This is a genomic window from Streptomyces sp. NPDC045287 (assembly GCF_056432325.1).
The window spans coordinates 207,662-226,824 of sequence record NZ_JBWKJG010000010.1; the positions used below are offsets into that span (position 1 = coordinate 207,662).

General features: G+C 70.4%; 16 protein-coding genes and 1 pseudogene. 2 read left to right on the forward strand and 15 right to left on the reverse strand.

Annotation, left to right across the window (positions count from 1 at the left end; translation table 11 throughout):
- Positions 1-194 precede the first annotated feature (194 nt).
- The 3 genes from AC07D6_RS18675 to AC07D6_RS18685 form a co-directional block, all read right to left on the reverse strand.
- Positions 195-1,958 carry a phosphatidylglycerol lysyltransferase domain-containing protein gene (locus AC07D6_RS18675; protein WP_479045594.1) on the reverse strand — a complete coding sequence of 588 codons (1,764 nt, stop codon included), beginning with the start codon at positions 1,956-1,958 and terminating at the stop codon, positions 195-197.
- 278 nt (positions 1,959-2,236) lie between these two features.
- On the reverse strand, positions 2,237-3,769 hold the full coding sequence (locus AC07D6_RS18680; protein ID WP_479045596.1) for an MFS transporter: 1,533 nt from the start codon (positions 3,767-3,769) through the stop codon (positions 2,237-2,239).
- Positions 3,766-4,317 carry a TetR/AcrR family transcriptional regulator gene (locus AC07D6_RS18685; RefSeq protein ID WP_479045599.1) on the reverse strand — a complete coding sequence of 184 codons (552 nt, stop codon included), beginning with the start codon at positions 4,315-4,317 and terminating at the stop codon, positions 3,766-3,768. The genes AC07D6_RS18680 and AC07D6_RS18685 overlap by 4 nt, the downstream gene beginning before the upstream one ends.
- A gap of 423 nt (positions 4,318-4,740) precedes the next feature.
- Here AC07D6_RS18685 and AC07D6_RS18690 point away from each other — a divergent pair, with 423 nt between their 5' ends.
- Complete coding sequence (locus AC07D6_RS18690; RefSeq protein ID WP_479045601.1) at positions 4,741-5,913, forward strand: FAD-dependent oxidoreductase; 1,173 nt, start codon at positions 4,741-4,743, stop codon at positions 5,911-5,913.
- A gap of 488 nt (positions 5,914-6,401) precedes the next feature.
- Here the strand turns inward: AC07D6_RS18690 and AC07D6_RS18695 are convergent.
- The 7 genes and pseudogenes from AC07D6_RS18695 to AC07D6_RS18725 all read right to left on the reverse strand — a co-directional run bounded on the left by AC07D6_RS18695 (position 6,402) and on the right by AC07D6_RS18725 (position 13,804).
- Positions 6,402-7,154: pseudogene (locus AC07D6_RS18695) on the reverse strand (SDR family oxidoreductase).
- Between the two features lie 846 nt (positions 7,155-8,000).
- Positions 8,001-9,293, reverse strand: a complete 1,293-nt coding sequence (locus tag AC07D6_RS18700; RefSeq protein WP_479045603.1) for a DUF317 domain-containing protein — start codon at positions 9,291-9,293, stop codon at positions 8,001-8,003.
- A 14-nt stretch (positions 9,294-9,307) separates the two neighbouring features.
- Positions 9,308-10,447 (reverse strand): DnaB-like helicase N-terminal domain-containing protein, encoded by a 1,140-nt coding sequence (locus AC07D6_RS18705; protein ID WP_479045605.1) that lies wholly within the window; start codon positions 10,445-10,447, stop codon positions 9,308-9,310.
- Entirely contained in the window at positions 10,447-11,736 is a 1,290-nt protein-coding gene (locus AC07D6_RS18710; protein WP_479045607.1) for a DNA cytosine methyltransferase, read from the reverse strand. The genes AC07D6_RS18705 and AC07D6_RS18710 overlap by 1 nt, the downstream gene beginning before the upstream one ends.
- Positions 11,733-12,587, reverse strand: a complete 855-nt coding sequence (locus AC07D6_RS18715) for an adenine nucleotide alpha hydrolase family protein (protein WP_479045762.1) — start codon at positions 12,585-12,587, stop codon at positions 11,733-11,735. Before AC07D6_RS18715 ends, AC07D6_RS18710 begins: the two co-directional genes overlap by 4 nt.
- Before the next feature lie 100 nt (positions 12,588-12,687).
- On the reverse strand, positions 12,688-13,146 hold the full coding sequence (locus AC07D6_RS18720; RefSeq protein ID WP_479045610.1) for a hypothetical protein: 459 nt from the start codon (positions 13,144-13,146) through the stop codon (positions 12,688-12,690).
- A 40-nt stretch (positions 13,147-13,186) separates the two neighbouring features.
- On the reverse strand, positions 13,187-13,804 hold the full coding sequence (locus AC07D6_RS18725; RefSeq protein WP_479045612.1) for a hypothetical protein: 618 nt from the start codon (positions 13,802-13,804) through the stop codon (positions 13,187-13,189).
- A gap of 17 nt (positions 13,805-13,821) precedes the next feature.
- On the opposite strand from AC07D6_RS18725, the gene AC07D6_RS18730 reads away from it, so the two are divergent.
- On the forward strand, positions 13,822-14,133 hold the full coding sequence (locus AC07D6_RS18730) for a hypothetical protein (protein WP_479045614.1): 312 nt from the start codon (positions 13,822-13,824) through the stop codon (positions 14,131-14,133).
- Positions 14,134-14,271: 138 nt separating this feature from the next.
- Here AC07D6_RS18730 and AC07D6_RS18735 read toward each other — a convergent pair whose 3' ends face one another.
- The 5 genes from AC07D6_RS18735 to AC07D6_RS18755 all read right to left on the reverse strand — a co-directional run bounded on the left by AC07D6_RS18735 (position 14,272) and on the right by AC07D6_RS18755 (position 19,079).
- Positions 14,272-14,781: a hypothetical protein gene (locus tag AC07D6_RS18735; protein WP_479045617.1), complete on the reverse strand. Its 510-nt coding sequence runs from the start codon at positions 14,779-14,781 to the stop codon at positions 14,272-14,274.
- A gap of 191 nt (positions 14,782-14,972) precedes the next feature.
- A complete protein-coding gene (locus tag AC07D6_RS18740; protein ID WP_479045619.1) occupies positions 14,973-15,800 on the reverse strand; it encodes a hypothetical protein in 828 nt (275 codons plus the stop codon).
- A 172-nt stretch (positions 15,801-15,972) separates the two neighbouring features.
- Positions 15,973-17,757 carry a type IV secretory system conjugative DNA transfer family protein gene (locus AC07D6_RS18745; RefSeq protein ID WP_479045621.1) on the reverse strand — a complete coding sequence of 595 codons (1,785 nt, stop codon included), beginning with the start codon at positions 17,755-17,757 and terminating at the stop codon, positions 15,973-15,975.
- 33 nt (positions 17,758-17,790) lie between these two features.
- Positions 17,791-18,543 (reverse strand): SPDY domain-containing protein, encoded by a 753-nt coding sequence (locus tag AC07D6_RS18750; protein ID WP_479045624.1) that lies wholly within the window; start codon positions 18,541-18,543, stop codon positions 17,791-17,793.
- A 2-nt stretch (positions 18,544-18,545) separates the two neighbouring features.
- Positions 18,546-19,079 (reverse strand): hypothetical protein, encoded by a 534-nt coding sequence (locus tag AC07D6_RS18755; protein WP_479045626.1) that lies wholly within the window; start codon positions 19,077-19,079, stop codon positions 18,546-18,548.
- Between the last annotated feature and the right edge of the window lie 84 nt (positions 19,080-19,163).

Sequence of the window (19,163 nt, forward strand, 5' to 3'; positions counted from 1 at the left end):
GGGGTCGCCGCGGAAGCCTGGTGCGAGGAGCTTCGCCACAGGGTCACCGGTGCGTGCCAGGAACCACCACCGTAGGCGGTGAGGGCCGGTGTGAAAGTGCGTGATCTGGGTGGGACGGTCGCTCATCGTGTTCCCCTCAATGGGGTGCTGGATCCGTTTGTGGTTCACGATTGGGGCTTGGTGGCCGGCCACGGCTAGGGGTGGGTGTGCAGGCGCTGTCGATGGAGCCATTTCGGTACTCCCGGAGCGTTCAGGAAGCCTTCCGCCCGGGCCGCTGCCAGTCCTATGCGGGGCAGGTCGGAGGCCTTTCCGAAGAGCAGGAAGCGGGGTTTCCACTGCGGGCGATACTTCGCGTTGGCACGGTAGAGAGACTCGATCTGCCACCAGCGGGAGAAGAAGCTCAGCAGCGATCGCCACAGCCGCAGGACAGGTCCGGCGCCGAGCCGGGCTCCGCGTTCGAACACGGAGCGGAACATCGCGAAGTTCAGCGATACACGGGTGATGCCGATCTCGCCGGCGTGCAGCAGCATTTCGATGACCATGAACTCCATCAGGCCGTTGTCGCCGTCGCGGTCGCGGCGCATCAGGTCGAGGGAGAGTCCCTCAGGGCCCCACGGGACGAAGGACAGCAGTGCCCGCAGCTCGCCGTCGGAGTCGTGGCATTCGAGCATCACGCACCGCCCGTCCTGCGGCGTTCCGAGCCGTCCCAGGGCCATGCTGAAGCCGCGCTCGGTGGTGCCGTCGCGCCAGTGGTCCGCCCGCTGGACGAGGTGCTGCATCTCGTCGGGGGCGATGTCCTGGTGACGTCGGATGCGTACGGTGTATCCGGCCCGCCTCACACGGTTGTGCGCCTGCCTGACCGTGCGCATGGCACGGCCCTCCAGGGTGAATGCGGCGGCTTCGACGATCGCCTCGTCACCCAGTTCGAGCGCGTCCAGTCCGTGCCGGGCGTAGATGATGCCTGCTTCCTCGCTCGCCCCCATGACCGCGGGCGTCCAGCCGTGCGCGTGGGCTTCGGCGAGCCACGGCGCGATGGCTCCCGGCCAGGCTTCCGGGTCACCGATCGGGTCCCCGGATGCCAGGGATACGCCGCCCACCACGCGGTAGGCCACGGCCGCCTTCTGCGTCGGTGACCACATCACGCTCTTGTCCTGGCGCAGGGAGAAGTAGCCGAGGGAGTCGCGCCCTCCGTGCAGTTCCAGCAGGGCGCGCAGCCGTGTGTCGTCATCCTCGGTGAGCGGGTCGACGGTGCGACGGGCCCGGAACGCGGCGTAGGCGATGGCGATGACGAGCGCGGTGCCCAGGGTGTTGATGGTGACGTCGGTCCAGTGAGGCACCGCGATGGTCGGGAAGCGTGATTCGTCCGCGGTGATGGTGACCAGTTGCAGACTTCCGTACAGCCAGCGCTCTACGAGCGTGGGTGCGTTGGACGCCTGGTTGGTGACGGTCACCAGCAGCAGGGCGAGCAGCGACGAGGCCAGCAGGCCCCCGGCGGCCACCACGGCGGCGAGCTTGGGGTTGGAGCGGTCTCCCTTGGCGGAGAACTCCCGTCGGCCCATCAACAGGGCGGTGAAGAACGTGGTGGTGAGGAGCGCGGAGATCCAGTTCTGGGGGTGCTGGCGCATCTGAGGGAAGAACATGGCAACACAGACGAACACCATGAACAGCCCGCTGAGCGCCAGGTTCAGAATCCAGGCGGCTCGTTTGCGGCGCCGCATCGTCACCGCGAGGAACGCGGTGATCACACCGGAGGCGAAGCCGGTGGACAGCAGGTAGGGCGTGAACAGGTTCTGCTGGTTGTGCTGACGCACGTCCTGGCCGAGGGAAACCCACAGGACGCTGAGGAAGTTGATGAAGGTGACGATCCGCAGGTACCACACAGCGTAGGCGGCCGCGCGCTGCGAGAGCGAAGGCTTGTGGGCTAGGGCTGTCTGTTGCTGTGGGGTGCGGTCGCTCATCGTCACTTCCAGGGCGTGCTGTCAGGGTCAGGCCACGGGGCGGCGGTCCGCTGCGGCGTGCAGGGCTATCTCGGCGGCCAGGTACGGCGCGGTGCCGCGCATGAGGTGCTCGGGCGGTCGGCCAGGGGACCTGTCCGATCCCTGGGAGGGGGCTGGGGAAGGGCTGCGAAGGCAGCATCTGCCGCCGCGGGAGCCGGGGAATGCAGACCCCGGCTCCCGGGTCTGTCTGTCGGCATGGTCTGCGGCAGCAGATGCTGTTCTCGTGGTGCTCGTCGTCCTCAGTGCTCGACGGGCTCGTTGGCCAGCTTCTGGCCGCGCAGCAGGAACCAGGCGACAGCAGAGGCCAGAAGCAGCAGACCGGCGCCGACCGCGGCGGCGAGTGCCATGCCGTCGACGAACGACTCGCGTGCCGTCTCCAGCAGCGCCGCGGCGGCGTCGGCCGGCATGTGCGCGGCCGACACGACGGCTCCGGCCAGGGATTCGTGGGCGGCTTCCGGGGTTCCGGCCGGTCCTGTGAAGTCCTGGTAGATGTTGGTGACGACGGACCCCAGCAGGGCGATGCCCAATGCGGTGCCCAGTTCGTACGCGGTCTCCGAGACCGCGGAGGCAGCACCGGCCTGCTCCTTCGGCACGGCGGTCAGGACGATGTCCGAGGTGACGGTGAACGACAGCCCCGCGCCGAAGCCCACGATCAGCAGAGTCGTGCCGATCAAGGGGTAGCCGGTGGACTGGGTGATCGTGGTCAGCGCGGCCAGGGACAGGCCGATGACGGCGAGGCCGCTGGAGACGACCGCGCGCACGGAGAAGCGTCGCGCCGCCGCACCGGCGATCAGGCCGGCCACGACCGCGCCCGCGGCGGCTGGCAGCTCGGCGATGCCCGCTTCGATGGGCCGCCGGTCCTGGACCAGCTGAAGGTACTGGGACAGGAAGAACAGCAGACCGGACAGCCCGAGGATGGTCAGCATGTTCGCCAGAACGGCACCGCTGAAGCCGCTGTTGCGGAACAGCCGGACATCCACCAGCGGCACAGGCAGAGTGCGCTGGCGCCGGACGAACCCGTAGAGAGCGGCCGCACCGAGCACACCCGCCGCGACGGAGGGCAGGGCGAACCCGTCAGCGGCCACTTCCTTGATCGCATACACGACACCGACCATGCCGACCAGCGACAGGAAGACACTCGGCAGGTCCCAGGGCCCGGGAGAGGGGTTACGCGACTCCGGCAGCGTCTTGATCCCGACGACGACCAGCAGCGCCATCACCGGCAGGTTGATCAGGAAGACCGAGCCCCACCAGAAGTGCTCCAGCAGCACCCCGCCGACGATCGGGCCGACCGCCATGCCCGCCGAGGCGGCGGCGCTCCAGATACCGATGGCAAGACTGCGCTCCCGCGGGTCCTGGAAGAGGTTGCGGATCAGCGCCAGGGTGGACGGCATCAAAGTGGCGCCGGCGACACCGAGCAGCGCCCGGGCGACGATCATCATCTCGGGGGTGTTCGCGTAGGCGTTCAGTACCGAGACCAGCCCGAACGCTGTCGCTCCGATGAGCAGCAGCCGCTTTCGGCCGATACGGTCGCCCAGACTGCCCATGGAGATGAGCAGGCCGGCGATCACGAACGAGTAGGCGTCGCCGATCCACAACAGCTGAGTGCCGGAAGGCTGGAGGTCTTCGCTGAGGTAGGGGGTGGCCAGACCGAGAACGGTGGCGTCCACCGCGATGAGAAGCACGGCCAGGACCAGGACGCCCAGGGCGATCCAGCGTCCCGGAGCGCGTTGTGTGCTGTCCTGTTCGCCAGCCTGCAGGGAGTGGGTCATGTCGCGTCCCTCCGCGTCGCGCCGCCGAGCAGCAGCTCGACGATCATGTGGGTGATGTCGTTGCGGGCCACCCGGCCTTCGGTGACAGCCCAGCTGCCGGCGGTCAGCAGGCCGTAGAAGGCCTCGGTGAGCCATACGGCACTCAGGTCGATGCGGAACGCACCGCTTTCCTGGCCGCGGCGAAACAGGGCGGTGAGCCGCCCGTCGATGCGCGACCAGCCCTCGTTCTGCTCGTCTCCCTCGAAGAGCTGGCTCTCGGAGTAAAGGAAAGAGACGAGGCCCACGCAGGGCTCCATCGCACGGACCAAGCGGCGTACCGCCTGATCAGCCGCGTCCTCCTCCAGACGCGCTGCGTCCAGTGCCGCCTCACACTCGGCGAGGCCGAAGTCCTCCAAGGCTCGTACAAGAGCGTCACGGCCGGGGAAATACCGGTTCAGGGTCGCGCGGCTGATGCCGGCGGCTCGGGCAACCTCCTCCGTGGTCGCCGTGGCCTTGCGTGCCAGTACATCAGCCGCAGCCCGTAGTACATGATCACGATCAAAGCTCATGAGTCAACACTAACTCACGCGAGACATTCATGTCTCACGTGCGACATGAATGCCTCCCCCGGTCAGGTGGCGTGAGCAGCCCGCACGATCTGCGCCGCTGCGATCGGGGCCTGCGTGGGATCCGGCAGGTGCTTGCCGACCCGGCTCGGGTGACGCGTGGATTCGCGTCATCGGATGCGACGGCTCCGCACCCGGGGTCCTTTCGCTCATGCGGCCGCCAGCCGTCACGTACGTGCGCGCTGTGCTCTCGCGAGGTCTGGTGCTCACGACCGCCCGCCTTTCGTCCTTTGTGTCGCATTTGCATCCGCCCCGGCATGCCTTGGCGGGGGCTGCACCTCCGGTCGAGGCCTCCCGCCGACGTTGACACGCCGTTACCCTCGCCATTTACTGTACTGACAAGTCAGACTAGTTTTGGAGGAGTGTATGGCATCCGAGGCCGTGGGGCCGGTTCGCCGGCGGGCCCTTGTGGTGGGCTGCGGAATGGCTGGGTGCGCAGCGGCGTGGTGGTTGGCGCATGAGGGATGGGAGGTCGTGCTCGTCGACAAGGAAGTCGAGCCGTACCCGAGCAGCTACCTACTGCAGTTGGACGCCCAGGCGACGCGGGTCCTGCGGCTCATGGGTGGCGAGGAGATCATCGACCAGGTGACCTTCGCGGCGCCGGCGATGTCGGTGCGGTGGGGTACGCGCAAGGTCCGCGAACTCAAGATCGACGGCGACAGCGAGTGGCGCCTCGCCCGCCGCTCGGTGCTGTTGTCGAGGCTGTTTGCGCACCTTCCGGCCACGGTTCAGAAGAGGCTGGGCGTCGGCCTCGAGGCGCTGGAGCACCGTAGCGACGACGTCCTGGCCAGGTTCAGCGACGGTTCGACGGAGTCGTTCGACATGGTGGTCGGGGCGGACGGGCTGCACTCGACGGTGCGCCGGCTGACGTTGGCGTCCGAAGCGCACAGTGTGTACCGCAATGGCCTGACGCACGTGTGGATCAACGCCGACGCGCCCCTGCCCGACGGGCGTGCGGTGATCGCGTCCCGCGAGGGGATGCTGTCGCTGATCTACCCGTTCCTGGACACCGGCCAGACGTCGGTCATGGCGGTTGTTCCCGTGCCGGCCTCGGCCAGACCCGACGAGCCGATGCTGGTCGAGCGGGTCTGTGACATGGTCGAACGCCTGGGCCCGGACCTGCGCGCGGTCGCAGCCGCGGCGCGGCAGTCCGCGGACACCAAACTGACCCGGTTCTCGCAGGTGCGGCTGCCACGCTGGTACACCCGCCGCGTCGTGCTCCTCGGCGACTCCGCGCACTGCATCGACCCGGTGTCCGGCATGGGGGCGCACGCCTCGTTGCCGGGCGCTAAGGTGCTGGCCGAATCCCTGCGGGACACCGATGACGTCACTCTCGCCTTCGCACGGTTCGAGGCCGAAGTCCGGCCCTTCGCCAGGACGGCGCAGAGCATCACGGCACGGACCGTGGAGTTCAGCACCAGAGCGGAGGGGCGCAGCCGTGTGGCCACCCTGGCCGGAGGGGTCGGTGACCTGTTGGCCACCATCCCGGCGACGCTGACGAGGCGCAGCAACCGGAGGCGGGCTGCCCTCCGGGCATAAGTCCCCAGCCCCTGGCAGGTCACCGATCACCATCAGGTCGCGTGACAACCGGGCACGCTGGTCGCCAAGCGATGCCGCTACTGCACATGAAACCGAGACGAGCCCTGGGGCAGACAAGTTGGTGCGGGACCGGATCCCGCAGGTCATCCGGAACGACGGGGCCGAACCGGTCATCTACATTGCAGGGCCCGAGGAGTACCGGGCCCGACTGCGGGAGAAACTGCGTGAGGAGGCCGCGGAGTTCCTGGTCGCGGACGAGGGATCGGCACCTGGTGAGCTTGCCGACGTGGCGGAGGTGCTGCTCGCGCTCGTTGCTGATCTCGGCGTCGGTCCGGAACGGCTGGAAACGATCCGCGTCGCGAAGGCGGGCGGGCGAGCGAGGCAGCTTCGCCGGTCGGATCGTCTGGATGGGCAACCGCTGATACAGGAGGCCGGGCGGCAACGTCCACAGCAGGGCCATGACGCCAGCCGGAGAAGACTGTCCCTCGTCAGCCTTTCCCCAGGAACTCTCGTACTCCGCGGAGCCGAGTGCTCAGCCGTCGCTGAGTGGCACGGCTGTCGAGGCGTACATCGAGGGCGCCGGGCAGGTTGCGGCCCGCCCGGCGGCCAGTGGGCAGGTGAGCGGGGTCGAGTCCGTCCCGACGGGCAATGAGGACGCCGAGGGTGAAGCGGCTGATGGCGTCGGGGCCGGCCAGGTGGAAGACACCGGTCGCGCCGCTCACCGCAAGCTCCCACAGGGCAGCCGCCAGATCGGCGACATGGACAGGGCAGCGGACGTCGTCCGTGAACAGGACGCCCTCCCGCCTGCCGGAAGCGAGTTCGTGGACGATGCGTTCGTGCGCGGATCCGCCGTCGCCGATGATCAGCGAGGTGCGGGCGACAACCGCGCCGGGGTGGAGGAGGCGTACGGCCGTCTCTGCGGCGGCCTTCGCGGCCCCGTAGGGGGTGAGGGGGTCGGGTAGGGCTGTCTCGTCGTAGTACACGTCGGTACCGGAGAAGATCGCGTCGCTGGACACGTGCACCAGGCGGACCCCCCTGCTCGCCGCTGCCACGGCGAGGCGGAGGGAACCGTTGGCGGTGACCGCCCAGTCGGCGTCACAGGTCCAGCTGGTGCCAGGAGGCATGGGCAGCATCGCCGGGGCGGGAGTTGAACGTCGCGGCCGTGGTCCGGCCCGCAGCGCGCGCCTGTCGCACCAGCTCGGTGCGAGGAACCCGCTGGCGCCGATGATCAGCACCGTCATGCCGTTACACCGTAGTGCAGGACAGCTCCTCTGGGCCCCTGCCGATCACAGTGCATATTGAAACCCCAATAAGCAACGAGAGTGGAAGTCGGCTGCGTTCTGGCGCGTGCGTACGCATCGAGTACGCGCGCCGAGGCTTTCTTTTCGAGGCGTTATCCAGAAGGTCGCGTGGAGGGTTCGCGAACGGCTATCGTTGGGGTGCTGTCGCCCCGTTCCTTGCGGGGGGCTTGGCTCGTGCTTCGCACGGGTTACTCGGTGTGCCGAGCTGCCCTGTTCGGAGCACGCAACCGGCGTGCCCCTCACAGGGAGGTGGACCCATGTGTGGTTCATCGGGACGAGAGCCCGACGGTTCGTCAGGAGGTAGCCCCTCGAAGGGGCTTCAGAGGGCGAAGGTCATCTGCGCCATCGTGGCGTCGATGATGTCTGTTGTGGCCAGCGGCGTGACGCTGCTGGCCTTCCTCAGGGCCTGACGCCGCCCGGGACCGGGTCAGCTCCGGTCCCGGACGGCCGTCCGGGAGGGGCCGGCTGGACGCTCTCGTCCACGCCGGCCCCAAACCTTTGCGGCGACGAGATTGCTAATCTGCGCCGCGAGCAACATTGCTAATCTTTCCGCGTCGAAAGTTGGCGTCGTAATCTGCGCTGTTAATTAAGCGCCATTAGTGTGACGCAAATAAGTTGCCGCATAGTGGCGTATGCGTCAACTTATTTGGGTCACTCCTAATCTAGCTTTCGCGCTCCTCGAAAGCTAGCTCGCCAGACAGTGTCAACCGGCATGGAGTCGCATCTGTGCAGGTCAGAGTCGGTGAGGCAAGCGCTGAGCGTCGACGGCAGGCGGGCCGGGGCCGGTTACCGGCCGCGGGCGGGCTGGGCGGGCACGACTGCGGGAAGCCCGCAGGCGGGCGCCGGCAGCGGCCTAGGGCTCGGCCGTGTGGGTGACGGAAACAGGTCGACGGCGGTGTCGGCGAGCTGGGCCAAGAGATCGTGGGGAACGCCGGCGGACAGGCGGATGTTCCAGGCTGCTCGGTCGAGGTCTTCCCCGCCGTACAGCAGCCACCGGTCCGCCACGGCGTGCGGGGTGGACTCGAAGACGATGCTCCGGCCCGGTGTCGACCACGTGGTACGGGCGGGGTGGCTGGCCGGGTGCCAGACAGCGTCGTGGAGGACGTCGTCCGGGCCGTCGGCGGTCGTGAGCGGCGGGGCGTCGAGGTACTGGAGTATCGCGCGTATGAGGGGCACGGGGGTGCCGGCGGTGAGGGTGGCGTGCCAGAGGCGTTCGCCCACCGGGCCGTCGTACTCGGCGATGGTCCAGGCGACATCGGTGCGATGTCGGGCTTCGTGGTCGAACTCGACCCGTACGGTGAGCGATTCGTGGGAGGCGATGGTCGTCTCGTCGAAGGGGTGGTACTTCTCCCACTGGCGCTCCTCGTCGAACAGGGCCGCGAGGAACGTCTCGTGCTCGCCGGGCCCTGCGACCGGCGGTTCCGCTGCGGGTGCGGAGGTCTGCTCGGTGGTGGCCGGGGGCTTGCCCGCGAGGAGCTGGCGGACGGCCTGTTCGAGGTCGGTGAGCGGGGCGGGGCCGGGGCGGACGGCGACGGAGTAGAGCTTGTGGAACTCGGCGACGGCCTCCGCTTCGGTGTCGTACGAGGTGGCGATCTGCCGGAGGTGGTTCTCGCCATGGAGGTGCACGTGCCGCCGCACGCCCGTGGCGTAGGAGCCGACAGCCACAGTGCTCTGGCCGTCGTCGGCGTGCAGGTGGATCACCAGCCGGCCTGCGGCGATGTCGTCGTGGATGCGCTGGGCCTCGGCACCGACCTCGCGAATCTCGTCGCGGGTGCACCACGGCATGGGGTAGTTCGCCCAGGTCCACTCAGTGTCGATCTCCTCCTGGAGGGCGGGGGCGATCTCGGTGGTGAAGCCGTACTGCCGGAGCTGTTCGGCGGCTTTGGCGGTGTAGTAGGGCTCCTCGCGGTCGATGCGGGCCAGGACCATCGTGGTCGCGCCGGTGCTGCGGAAGCCGAGGTCGTGCAGGTGGGAGCGGGCGGCGTCGCTCGTCGGCCCGGACGTGGTGGCGATGACGGCGGGATGGTGGTCCGGGTGCAGGGTGAAGCGGATGTGGGCGTCGACGGGTGCGTACGGCATCAGGAGTCCTTCGGTTACGGGGTTCGACCGGCGGCGGCCCGTACGGCGGGGGGCGCGGGCGGGTGCGTGACGGTGGGGGCGCGGCTGGGCGGGCCGGCGCGTGAGGAGATGGGTGCGTCCGGTTCGGCGAGCGGGCGGGTGGCCTGCTGCCAGCGGCGGCGGACCGCGGTGAGGTCGGCCAGGACCCGGCGTCCGCCCGTGATCAGCTGGTGGACGGTGTTCGCCGGGTCCTCGGTGTAGGCGGTGATCCGGCCGGCCGTGTGCCGGGCACGGGCGAGCAGGGCGCGTTCGACGATCTGGAGGCCCCAGTGCTCCGGGGGAAGGGCGGCTGTCGACAGCAGGACGACCAGGTCGGCCGCGGTGACGCCGGCCGCGAGGAGCCCGCGGTGCTGTGCCTCCCACATGACGGTGACCGGATCGAGCGGCTCCCCGCGGTGGGCGAGCGCGGAGACGCACTGCCACAGCCCCGCGTGCAGCGGGTCGGTGAAGTCCTCCGGTGCGAGCCAGCGCATCTGGCCTACGGACGCCGGAGCGGAAACGGCGCTGGCCAGCAGCATCCGTTCTTGGTCCTCGGCTTCGTCGTCCTGCGGTGACACGGGCGGGGGCGGCAGAGGTGTGCGGGGCAGCGAGCCGGGGTGGGGTGGAACGGTACGGGCGAGGGTGTCGAGGTGGCGGGTGAGCGCGTCGGCCGCGGCGAGGACGTGCACCGGCCGGTCGGGCACGGTGACGTCCTGGGCGGCCTGGGCCAGAGCCTCGGCATGGAGCCGGATGGAGCGCCGGGCATGCCCGGAGCGCACCATCGCCGCGTACGCGCCGACGTGCTCGGGGCGGGGACAGGCGGAGATCAGCAGGTGGAGGTGGGCGGCGGTCAGGGCCGGCGCCTCCTGGCGGGCTTCTTCCAGGACGGCCTGCAGCCAGTCCAGACCGTCCGGCGGGCTCGGGAGCTCCGGTGCCCGCACGGTCAGCATGGCGGCGAAGAGCGCTCCATGCGCCGGGTGGGAGAAGGCGTCGCCTTCCAGCGCGTCGGCCTGGGAGAGGTGTGCGGGCCGCAGGAGCAGGGCGCCGAGCAGCGCCTGCTCGGCGTAGTACACCGGTTCGCGTTCGTCCGGCTCGTACGGCGGTTCCTCGTCGGAGAGGTCGGGAGCGTGGGGCATCAGGCAGCCAGGGTGAAGTCGTCGGCGCAGAAGGTGCGGTCGAGGTGCGTGGCGAGGAGGTGTGCGGCGAGACGAGGGGGGACGGCGTTGCCGATCTGGCCGAAGACTTGGCCCTTGTTCCCGGCCCACGGGTAGTTGGCCGGGAAGGTCTGCAGGATGCCGGCCTCGGCGGCGGTGATCCGGATCGGATCCGGCGGCGGGCTCTCCGGGTCCTGTGCGGCGGTGGTCGGCCGGGCAACCCAGGTGCACTCGTTCGCGCGGTGCCCGAAGAACAGTGTGCCCGCAGGCTCGGTGACCTCCCGGACGGTGGCGTTGGTCTGGTTGTTGCTGCGCAGAGCCCAGGTCCAGTGGGTCGCCTTGCTGGTGAACGTCGGGGCGGGCCCGGAGACCGGGCTGTCGCCGCGCGTGCCGTGCCGGGCGCTCCAGCCCGTCCCACGGGTCTGGGGCTTGAGGACGAGGCCCTCGACTACGGGTGCAACCGCCCAGGTTCCGCGCTCGCGGGCGTCGGCCAGCGTCTTGCGTGCGCCGGACGGGAAGGGTTCGGGCCCGCCCCCGGGTCCGCCGCCGGCGCAGACCGTCGGCACAGGCTGGTCGGTCGCGCCCCAGCCGAGAGCCTCGGCCATCGACACCCACCTCGCGCGGCCTGGCCCGAACAGCGACTCGGGCTCGGCAACGCGGGCGTGCGTCGGTGCCGGAGGCGCGGCCGTACGGACGCGGGAGGCGAGCAGGATCGCCCGACGACGGGTCTGCGGGACGCCGTAGTCGGCCGCGTTCAGGATGCCCGTCCACACGGAGAACCCCCAGCCGCGCAGGATCGCCGCGTACTGGAGCCACAGCGGCAGGACGTCGGGGACCTCCTCCATCGCCACCCACTCCGGCTCACCCACGGAGTTCAGGGCGTGGAGGTAGCGCATCGGTTCAGCCGCCAGCAGGGAACGCTCGTCACGGCAGGCGGCCAGCAGCTTCCTGCGCGTGTCGAGGCCGGCGGCAAGGTCGGCGACCGCCTGGTGGACGAGCGGCTGGTCGACGAGACCGAGCCTCTTGCCGGCTCTGCTCCACGCCTGGCAGGGCGGCGACGCGATGAACCCGCGCGTGCGGCCGACGAAGACCCGGCACGGATACATCGCTACGTCCGTGCGGATGGTCAGCAGCCCGGCCGCCGCCCTCGTCTTGCAGGCCCATTCGTCCCACTCCAGTCCCACGTCCCGGATGCCGAAGCGGTGCAGGGGGACACTCCAGCCGCCCGGGCCCGCGAACAGGTCGACCACGAGATCGCGGCTCGTGATCACGCCATCAGCCCGAACGTGTCCTGTACCGCCTCGACTTCACTGCGACAGGCCCACGGAGAGCAGCCGTTGACGACGTCGTCCTCCAGCTCGGCTGCGGCGTCCTCGCCGAGTGCGGCGCGCTCGGCGGCGGTGACGTGGTCGATCGGGGCCAGGTCGAGGTGGACGCGCGAGCGGTGGAGGAAGGCTTCGCCGAGCAGGACGTTCCCCGTGGCGTTGGCCCGTGCGTTCCCCTTACGGATGGCCGCATCGAATTCCACGACGTCCTCCCATTCCGCAGGGGAGGTGTCACGTATGTGCCGCCACTGGGCATTCCCGTGAAAAGGGCACCCCAGGCAGCTGGACTTCGGGGTGTCTGCGAGACCGAGGGACGTCAGATAGTCGACACAATCGGAGCGCGACCAGTTCATCTCGATCAGGGGATGAACGTTCCGCATGTACTGGACGTCGGCGTCCTTGGCGCGGTGGAATTCATCGGTGGATATGCCGATCCATTGCTCGATGAAGGTGCCCTTCGGTACGCGGGTCGGGTACGGGTATCCGAGGAGCTTCCGGATTGCCTTCTTGATCGGCTTGACCTTGTATTCCCCGGTGCACTGGCGCCGGGTCATTCCCTGCTTTCCATCCTTGTTCAGGATGTAAAGCGGCATGGAGGCGAACCGGTGTTCCGGGTCGAGTGCGTCCTTCCTGATGTTTCCGGAAGAGACGCGCAGGACGGGTATACCGGCAGGGTTCGCTATCTCACGTTCGAGGCGGTCGAGATGGGCATAGACGGATTTGGGTTCCCATCTGGTGTCGGCGAAAATCGCGTAGTCGATTTTCGGGAGGATGCCTTCGGCGGACAGGGCTAGCAGGGTGCTGGACTGGACGCCGGCACCCAGAGAAAGAGCACGGAATTGGGGGGAGGGGGAAATGGGAAATCCTTGGGCGGAGCAGTGGGGCGGGGTAGCCCGGTCAGCGGGCGCGGGCGGCGCCGAGCTGCGGGACGGGCAGGGGAACGGGGGTGGAGGAGCGCCGGGCGGTGAGGGCGGCGGTGGCTTTCCGGGCACTGGCGACCGCAGCGGTGTAGTGGGGCAGGACGCGGTCGGTGATCCGCCAGGCGGCGCGGGCCGGATCGAGGGGGCCGGCGACGGACGGTGGTGCGGGGATGCGGTCGGTGACGTCCTCGTGCAGTGCGTGGGGGATCACGGGGCAGACCAGGACCTTGTCCTGCTGGTGCTCGACGAGGTAGAGCTCCAGGCCGTCGTCACGCCGCAGGGTGCCACCGCAGCTGCGGAAGGCGATAGCCGGCCGGGCGTCCGGCGGCGTCCACACGCGGTATGCGTCACCGAATCCGTCGGCAGCGCGGGTGTACGGGTGGAAGAAGCTCGTCCAAGCACCGGGCAGGCGGTCGGCGAGCTGCAGGGCGAACAAGTGGAAGGGATGCAAGAGGGGCCCTCGGCGGGAGAGAAGGTCAGCGGCGTCGACCGGCCGGTGCGGCGGGGGGCGCGGGTGTGGCGACGCTCGATTTGCGGGCGTGGGGCGGTTGCGGACCGGGTGGCACGGACGCGGCGGGAGCGTTGCGGAAGGCGGGTGTGACGAGGTCGTCGAGGGCCTGGGCGATCTGCTGGACCTGGTCGTGGGCGTCGCGGAGCCGTTCGGCGACGTCGGAGGGGAGCTGGTCCCACTGGGCGCGGTACTGGTAACGCTGGATGATCTCGCCGGCGTTACGTAGCTGCTCGGCGAGCTGGTGCAGGATGGCGGCCTGCTGCTCGGGCGCGGTGGCGGTGTGTGTGGCCTGCAGGAGCGCGTCCAGGGCCGTGGGCAGCGGGTCGTCGTCGGCGGGAAGGCCGAAGAGCTGGGCGTGGAGTGCCTGGGCGTAGACCGTTACGGGCCCGCCGCGGGAGCGGTGGGCGTAGTCGGCCGACGCCTGCCGGCGGACGCCGAAGCTGACGGTCACGTCCCGGGGTGCGGCACGAGGATCGAGCAGATGGGCGAGAGCGAGCGCGAGGTCATGGGCTGTGAGGGATTCGGTGGACGTGGTGCCTCCAAAGTCACCTTCCGTGTTGGTCGGTTGGCGTGCGAGGAACATCAGCGCCGTCTGGTGGTATGAGCGCGGGCAGCCTGGATGGCCTGGTGAACGTGAGGGTTGACCGCCTCGTTGCGGACGGGCGTGATGAGCGCATCGCCGTGTTGCTGCACGAGGAACGGAAGGTCACCGAAGGCGTGCTCGACCGGCTTGTCGGTGCCGGGCTGGTGGCGCGCGGTGCAGTGCCCGTCAAGGGAGGTGATGGATGTCCCGTCCACCGTCCAGCCGTTGATGCCGGCGATCTCGGCGACGATCTGGGCCGCCAGCGGGATTTTCTCGGCGTGCCGATCGTCGCCCAGGAACCGGGGCAGGGCTGGTCCGCGCCGGGGTGATGGGCACGCACGTCGAACAGGACCCTGTCGATGGCGTGGAGCACACCGAGCCCGACGAGGTCGGCGGCGGTCAGTGGCTGGACGGCGGATGCGGTGGACGGGTGGGACATGGCGGATTCCGAAGTGGGGTGTGAAGAGTCAGCGGGTGGGCGTGCTGGTGGGCTTGGTCGGTGCCGGCGGGGTGGGCGCGACCGCTCGGGGAGAGGCTCGCACTGCGCTCTGGGCCTGGCTGAGGACGTCGGTGGCGGCGGTCAGGTGCCGGTGGACGGCGATCTGGTCCAGGGCCGCGCTCGCGGGAAGCGGAGAGCGGGTGAGGCGGGTCAGCGGGACCAGCGCCTGCGTGTAGTGGGCCAGGGCCTGGGCGACGGGGACGGCCGCGGCGGCGAGCCGGTCGCTGAGCCGGGCGTCCTTGTGGCCGTGGCGCTGGCAGCCGAAGTAGTGGGCATCCCCGGCCAGGCTGGCGAGCAAGGCGGAGAGCAACGCGATGTGCCGGGTGGCGGTGAAGTGCCCGTGCACGTCGGCGGGCAGCGGGTTCAGGGCGCGGACGTCGGCGGCGACGGCGTCGATCGCTTCTCGGGGGGTGAGGTCGTCGAGGTCGTGCGGCTCGTAAGGGATCCCCGGACGGGGGAGGTCAGGCAGGGAGGGCATGCGGATCCTTCACGATGGCAGGGAGGGGAGGTTTCCCACAGGCGCGGGCGGCTCCGCGCGGGGCCCAGGAGCGGGCAGGACGGCTGGCCGCGGCGCTGTGGTGCTGCACGGGGAACGCCAAGTCATCGAAGGCGACCGGGACAGTGGCGGAGAAGGGGGAGAGGGGGCGGGCCGGGTGGGAGCGAAGGCGGTCACCGGCTCCTTCTGGGCGCCTGGGCGATGGCGTGCACCGTGGCCGGCGCGACGGGCTGCGCGCGACCCGGCCGCTGCGTTTCCAAGGCGAGCTCCCCGGCGGCGGTGACCGTGATGTCCTGGCCCGCCAGCACGGAGGTGCGGGGGCCGATCCGGACCAGGCGGTGCTGCAGCAGCACGCCGAACGGCTTGGAGTGGATCGTGTTGCCGTCCTGGTCCTTGACGCTCTCCTTGCCCCAGGTGGACTGGTAGCGGAGAGCACCGCCTCGGGCGATCTTGGCGAGGGCCGTGTACTGGGCGGAGGTCAGCTTCGGGAGCTCCGGCTGGTGCTCGGCGTGGTTCTTCAGGTCCCGGGCGATCCCGGAGGCGGTGTACCGGCAGGTGGTCGCGCACAGGTCGAGCTGCTGGGCGGCATCGGACAAGCTCTCCGCGAGCTGCGGCGCGGCTTCGGCATGCCGCGCCCGGCGCACGGCCGCCTCGTCCGCCGGCGGACCGCCGGGAAGCCCTGCGGCGTCCAGGGGGTTGGCGGCCACCGCCGTCGACAGGCTGGTGGCGGCCAGCGACGCCAGCGGGACGACGGAGCTGAGCGCGTCCAGGGAAGCGCGGCTGCCGGGAACGGCCGTGTACTGGCTGCCCGCGAGAGCCGACAGCCGTACCAGGGTGCGGTCGACCAACTCGTGGACGGCGAGGATCTTCGGGGCGAGCTGCTGCAGCACCTCGCTGCCCGGCTCGGGGTTCAGAGCTTTGACGGCGTCGTGCAGGGCGCCGAAGTCGCCTCCGAGCCGGCGGAGGTGGTCGATCTGGACGGAAAGGTCGATCTGACGCATGGTGCGGTGCTCCAGGTGAATCAGGGCGGTGGTCAGCGGCTGCACCGCGGGGGCGGCGCGGCGGACGGGGAGGGGGTGTACCGGCGGGGGGTGGTGGCGGTGCCAGGCGCGGACGAAGTCCTTCGCTGCCGGGAGCGGACCGGCACCAGGTGCAGGTGCAGGTGCGTCTGGTTCACGCCGCCGTCCCGAAGTCGCCCTGCTGGGGGTGCTTGGCGACCGCGCGGGCGGTGATGGCCTTCGACGCGCGGGCGGAGGCGGCGGACAGCTCGGCGGCGCCGGGCTCTGCGTACCAGGGGCGCAGGTCGAGCATGGCAACGCGCATACCGGTGGCCAGGCAGAGCGCGGTGCCCTTGGGCAGGGCGCGGATCGCGTCGGCGGGCAGGATCCGCTCCTGCCGCATGCTGACGGAGGTCGACTTGCCGGACTCCGAGTGCGAGGTGGAGGTGGTCTCCACGTCGTGGTCGCCGATCAGCCGGGACAGCTTGTCGGCGAAGTCCGGGTCGTCGATGCCCGAACCGATGATCTTGACGGTGGAGGCGGACCACATGGCGTCCATGCCCGCGTCCCCCCAGACTTTCTGGCCCTGGCGGTAGGACTGCAGGATCGTGATCGGGATGATGCCGCGGGAGCCGAGGTGGGAGTACAGGTCGGGCAGATCGCTGATTTTGCAGACGTTGGCGGCCTCGTCGAGGATCGCGAGCATCGGCGGGTCGAGTCGGCCGCCGGCGCGTTCGGCCTGGGCGGTCGCGGCCCGCATCACCGAGTCCGCGCACGCCGCGATCAGGGCGGAGGCGCCGCCGCCGCCGTCCTTGGAGAGCAGGTAGAGGGTGTCGGTGGAGGTGACGAACTCAGCGGGCTTGAACTCGGGGACGTCCTTTTGCGGGGTGACCCAGGCGGCGATCTCCGAGTTGAGCAGGGCGGCGGCGTACTGGCGGGCGGTCTCGTAGATGCCGTCGCGGGTCTCCGGCGGGCCTTCGACGGTGCCCTTGAGCTGGGCGGCGACCGCGGTGAACTTGTGGTCGCGCAGGATGTCGAGCGGGGTGCGGTCGGCGGGGAAGGCGAGCCACCGCATCACGTCGGTGATCGGCCGTTCGTCCAGCGCGGCGGCCAGGAAGAGCTGGCTGAGGATGTTGGATCCGGCCTTGGACCAGAAGTCGCCCTGCTGGGAGGCGTCCACCGAGGCGGCGAGGAAGTGCCCGGCCAGGCGGCCCGCTCCGTCGAGGGTTTTGGCGTCGGCGAGGGGGTTCCACCACATCTTTCGGGCCGCGTGGGCGATCTGCTGCGGGTCCATCGACCACACCCGTCCCACCGCCGCCCGGGCGTCGAGGGTCGCGGTGTAGGCGTCGCTGGCCGCCTTGTTCGAGGTGAGCAGGACCGGGCCGGGCGCGTTGAGGATCGAGGGGATCGCCAGGGAGGTGGTCTTGCCCGAGCGCGGGGCCATGATCGCGACGGCGACGTCCTCGTAGCCCATGCGGACCTCGTGCTTCGTGCCCTGGAGGTTGCCCAGGAGGATGCCGGTGTCCCGCGGTGCGATGTGCTTGGCGGTCTTCAGACTCGGCCGCAGGGAGCGGGCCTTGGTGGTGATCGCCTTGGCCAGCAGCGGCTCGATGTCCTTCGCTTTGGCCATCCCGCTGATCTTCTTCTTCCGGCCGCCGCTGGTCTTGCGGCGGGACCACACCGCGCCGGCCGCGGCGCCGAGGGCGAGCAGGACGGCGGCGGGGACGATGCGGGTGCCGATCAGCAGGGACATCTCACTGGCCTGCGGCCACAGCCGGTCGGGGCGGAGCAGGGCTGCGGTCGGCTGGTACGGCACCCAGGAGCCGGTACCGGTCAGCCAGTTGGTGATATTGCCGGACAGCCAGGCGAGGTGGGACAGGGGGACGACGACGCCGAGAACGCCGAGGAGGATCTTGAAGGCTATGTCGTAGCCGTCGGACGAGGAGCTGGGCTGGGACAAAGGCGCTGTTCCGTAAGGGGGAGGGGGTGGTGGTCAGCGGGTGCGGCCCGGGTTGGACGGGGGGCGCCGCGAGGGCGGCGGAGTCGTCGGCGGGGCGGCGCGGCGGGCGGTGAGGGCGCGGACGCGGTCTTCCAGCGCGGAGGCGACCTGCACGGCGGGAATCTCCCGAGAGGTGAGGGTGACGAGCCTGGTGCCGTAGGCCGGGATGCTCGACGGGAGGCCCTCGCGCAGCAGGGGGCTGGGGTCGGCGAGCGCGCGGGTGAACGCGGCGATGAGGTGCGGCGGGGTGTGCTGGCCGAAGCGGACCTGCCACACCGGGCCCTGGTCCAGCGTGGTGGTGGCGACCCAGTGGTCGGAGGCGTCGGTGACCACGTGCTCGACGTGCGCCTTGCCGTCGGGCGAGACGAGCCCGTCCCGGCCGGGTGCGAGCGTCCAGCCGGCCTCAAGGAGCGTCCCGTACGGATCGGTGTCCGCAGCCAGGGCCGCCGGGTCGGTCAGGGTGTCGGTGACGGCCGCGATCAACTCGACCGGGGTGCGGGCGCCGAAGCTCGCGTACCAGGCGGGCCGGTCGGGGGCGGCGGCGTGCCGCAGTGTCCACCACTGCCCGTCGGGTTCGGGCTGCAGCCGAAGGAGCGCCTTCTGGTCAGGGCTGGAGAGGATCACGCGCGGGGCCAGGGGGTCGTGGCCGTGGCTCCAGCCGCAGGCGCGGTGCAGGGGGACGGTGACCCATTGCGGGTCGCCGGGGCCGGCGAAGTGGCGGGGCGAGACGAAGAGGGAGATGCCCATGCTCACCGTCCCCTTCCGGGGGCGGCCGTCGTGGTCGTGTGCGCGCCGGCGACGGGCCGCGGGCCGGCCGCGGAGCGGGGCGCGGCCTTCGGGGCGGCGGTGCGCGGGGCCGGGGTCGAGAGGGCGCGGCGGGCGGCGGCGTGGATGTCGACGATGGCCTGGCCGTGGGTGGCCCAGTCGTACAGGCAGCTCCACGCCCGGGCGTGGTGGGCGGCGAGCGCGTCGTCGTAGGCGTCGGTGCCCGGGCGGGCGCTGGCGGGCAGGCTGTCGCGGGTCTCCAGCCACTGCTCGTGCAGGGAGTCGAGGCGGGTGAGCGCGTCGTGCAGCGTGCCGAGTTGCCAGGTCCACCGGCTTTGCACCGTGCGGGCGGGCAGCGCGGCGAGCTGGGCTTCGGCGGTGGCCAGGAGATGGTGCGCGGCGTCGCGGACGGTGTCGAACGCTTCGGCGATGCCGGCCGTGCGCTGGGCGGCGCGCAGGTCGTAGGTGTGCTGGTCGTAGGGCCAGCCGTCGAGGCCGGTGTGCTCTTCGGAGTACACCTCCCAGGCGGCGGAGATCTTCTCGCTCTCGCGCAGGAAGTGGTCGAGTTGCTCCAGCGCGGCGCGGTGGAAGTCGGGGAGTGC

What these genes read in the sequence shown, in the direction of transcription:
- AC07D6_RS18750 (WP_479045624.1), bottom strand. Translation starts at nt 18,543, where the DNA reads ATGGGCATCTCCCTCTTCGTCTCGCCCCGCCACTTCGCCGGCCCCGGC.
- AC07D6_RS18730 (WP_479045614.1), top strand. Translation starts at nt 13,822, where the DNA reads ATGAGCGCGGGCAGCCTGGATGGCCTGGTGAACGTGAGGGTTGACCGC.
- AC07D6_RS18700 (WP_479045603.1), bottom strand. Translation starts at nt 9,293, where the DNA reads ATGCCGTACGCACCCGTCGACGCCCACATCCGCTTCACCCTGCACCCG.
- AC07D6_RS18735 (WP_479045617.1), bottom strand. Translation starts at nt 14,781, where the DNA reads ATGCCCTCCCTGCCTGACCTCCCCCGTCCGGGGATCCCTTACGAGCCG.
- AC07D6_RS18690 (WP_479045601.1), top strand. Translation starts at nt 4,741, where the DNA reads ATGGCATCCGAGGCCGTGGGGCCGGTTCGCCGGCGGGCCCTTGTGGTG.
- AC07D6_RS18675 (WP_479045594.1), bottom strand. Translation starts at nt 1,958, where the DNA reads ATGAGCGACCGCACCCCACAGCAACAGACAGCCCTAGCCCACAAGCCT.
- AC07D6_RS18705 (WP_479045605.1), bottom strand. Translation starts at nt 10,447, where the DNA reads ATGCCCCACGCTCCCGACCTCTCCGACGAGGAACCGCCGTACGAGCCG.
- AC07D6_RS18725 (WP_479045612.1), bottom strand. Translation starts at nt 13,804, where the DNA reads ATGTTCCTCGCACGCCAACCGACCAACACGGAAGGTGACTTTGGAGGC.
- AC07D6_RS18680 (WP_479045596.1), bottom strand. Translation starts at nt 3,769, where the DNA reads ATGACCCACTCCCTGCAGGCTGGCGAACAGGACAGCACACAACGCGCT.
- AC07D6_RS18740 (WP_479045619.1), bottom strand. Translation starts at nt 15,800, where the DNA reads ATGCGTCAGATCGACCTTTCCGTCCAGATCGACCACCTCCGCCGGCTC.
- AC07D6_RS18685 (WP_479045599.1), bottom strand. Translation starts at nt 4,317, where the DNA reads ATGAGCTTTGATCGTGATCATGTACTACGGGCTGCGGCTGATGTACTG.